General features: G+C 71.2%; 3 protein-coding genes. 1 reads left to right on the forward strand and 2 read right to left on the reverse strand.

The features are described 5' to 3' along the window. Window positions 1-17: 17 nt before the first annotated feature. Window positions 18-239 (reverse strand): hypothetical protein, encoded by a 222-nt coding sequence (locus VKG64_03975; protein ID HKB24191.1) that lies wholly within the window; start codon window positions 237-239, stop codon window positions 18-20. 176 nt (window positions 240-415) lie between these two features. On the opposite strand from VKG64_03975, the gene VKG64_03980 reads away from it, so the two are divergent. Continuing rightward, complete coding sequence (locus tag VKG64_03980) at window positions 416-1,489, forward strand: malate/lactate/ureidoglycolate dehydrogenase (protein HKB24192.1); 1,074 nt, start codon at window positions 416-418, stop codon at window positions 1,487-1,489. A 46-nt stretch (window positions 1,490-1,535) separates the two neighbouring features. Here VKG64_03980 and VKG64_03985 read toward each other — a convergent pair. Next, window positions 1,536-2,097 (reverse strand): response regulator (locus tag VKG64_03985; protein HKB24193.1); only part of this gene is annotated, 562 nt, incomplete at its 5' end.

The raw sequence follows: 2,097 nt of genomic DNA on the forward strand, positions 1-2,097 counted from the left end.
GTGGCGACCGCCGAGCGTCACCTCACCAGGGCCCAGCCGATCTCCTGGAGATCCCGGGCGAGGCTTCGCACACGCCGGTCCTGACGGCGTCGCTCGACTCCCGCCGGCGTCGGGTCATGGCGCCGCTCCCCCACCCGACGGTCGATGAACACGTCCATGGTCTCGCCGAAGAGCTGGCGGAGATAGTGGTAGCGAGCCGGTTCCGCACGCGAGACGATGATGAACGGCTGAGCCTGCACCGCCTGGTCCCTCTGCTACCCAGATAGGCATTCCCGCCCGTCTCCTGGAAGCAGGTGAACCCCTGAAAAGGGGTGCAGGAAACCCCAAACGGTCCGGGCGCGGGTTGCCCGGACGGGCGAGACGTGATTCAGTAGCCGGGTTGCCACGGTCACAGCGAATCCGGGAGGAGAGGACAATGGGTCTCCGCGCGACGGCCGACGGCCTGCGACGGCTCAGCAGCGCCATATTGAAGTCCGGGGGCAGCGCCGATCAGGAGGCGGAGCTGGTCGCCGAGCATCTGGTCCAGGCGAATCTGGCAGGCCACGACAGCCACGGCGTGGGAATGATTCCCGCCTACGTCAGGCACCTCAAGGCGGGCCTCGTCGTGCCGAACACGCGGGCGAAGCTCGTGAAGGACGACGGCGCCGTGCTCATGTTCGACGGGGGACGCGGTTACGGCCGTCCGGTCGCCGGCGAGGCGATGGACGCCGCGATCGAGCGCTGCCGCCGGACCGGCGTGGTCGCGCTGACGCTCGCGAACGCCCACCACATCGGGCGCGTCGGCGCGTACGGCGAGCTGGCGAGCGCCGCCGGGCTCGTCTCGCTCCACTTCGTCAACGTCGCCGACCATCGCGCCAGCGTGGCGCCCTTCCGGGGCACCGACGCGCGCTTCGTGACCAACCCCGTCTGCATCGCGATCCCCGGCACCGACCGCCAGCCGCCTCTGCTCCTCGACATGGCGACGAGCGCGATCGCGATGGGCAAGGTGCGGGTCGCCAAGAACGAGGGCAAGCCGGTGGCCGAGGGCGTCCTGCTCGACGCGGGAGGCCGGCCCACGCGCGACCCCGGCGTGATGTACAGCGAGCCGCGCGGCGCCATGCGGCCCTTCGGCGGCCACAAGGGCTACGCGCTGGCGGTGGTGACCGAGCTGCTCGCCGGCGCCCTGTCGGGCGGCCCGACGATCCAGCCGGGGAACCCGCGGCTCGGCGGCACCATCAACAACATGTTCGCGGTCCTCGTCGATCCGGCCCGCCTCGCGGGCACGGACTGGCTCCGCCGCGAGGTCGACGGCTTCGTCCAGTACGTGAAGGCGTCGCCGCCGGCGAACCCGGGCGAGCCCGTGCTGGTGCCCGGCGACCCTGAGCGGCTCGCGCGCGAGGAGCGCTCGCGCGCGGGCGTCGTGGTGGACGCGACGACGTGGGGGGAGATCCTCGAGGCCGCCGAGAAGGTCGGGCTGCCGCGCGCGAAGGTCGAGGCGCTGGTCGCCTGAGCCCTACCGGGCGCCGACCGGGCGCGGCGCCTGAGGGTCGTTCCGTCTACTCGGTCTCGAGCCGCTTCATCGACATCGCCGTCTCCAGGCTCTGGAGGAGGTACTTCATGTCCACCGGCTTCGTGACGTAGTCGAACGCCCCCTGGGCCAGCGCGCGCTTGGAGAGCTCGACGTCGGTGATGCCGCTGACCATGATGATCTTGACGTCGCCGCTGGCGAAGCGGATCGTCGGGATGAACTCCACGCCGTTGAAGCCGGGCATCGAGATGTCGAGCAATATGACGTCCGGGACGTTCTGCATCAGGGCCCAGAACGCGCTGGGCGCGTCACCCGCCGATCGCGTGACGTACCCGTGGAGGGCGAGAAATTCTTCGAGGATCGCCCGGACCTCGGGGTCGTCGTCCACGATGAGCACGCGGCCCGCCGCCCTCTTCACCGCGCCGGATGCGGCTCGACTCGGGCCGGAGACGTCTGCGGCCGGCGGCCGCGGCCTCGCCGTGCTCGAGACCGCGCGCTTCAGCTCCGCCAGATCCAGCGGCTTGGTCAGCACGGTTGCGGCGCCCGAGGACAGCGCCTGCTCGCGCAGGCCGGGATCGTCGGCACCCGTG

The organism is Candidatus Methylomirabilota bacterium, from assembly GCA_035260325.1.
Classification (GTDB): domain Bacteria; phylum Methylomirabilota; class Methylomirabilia; order Rokubacteriales; family CSP1-6; genus AR19.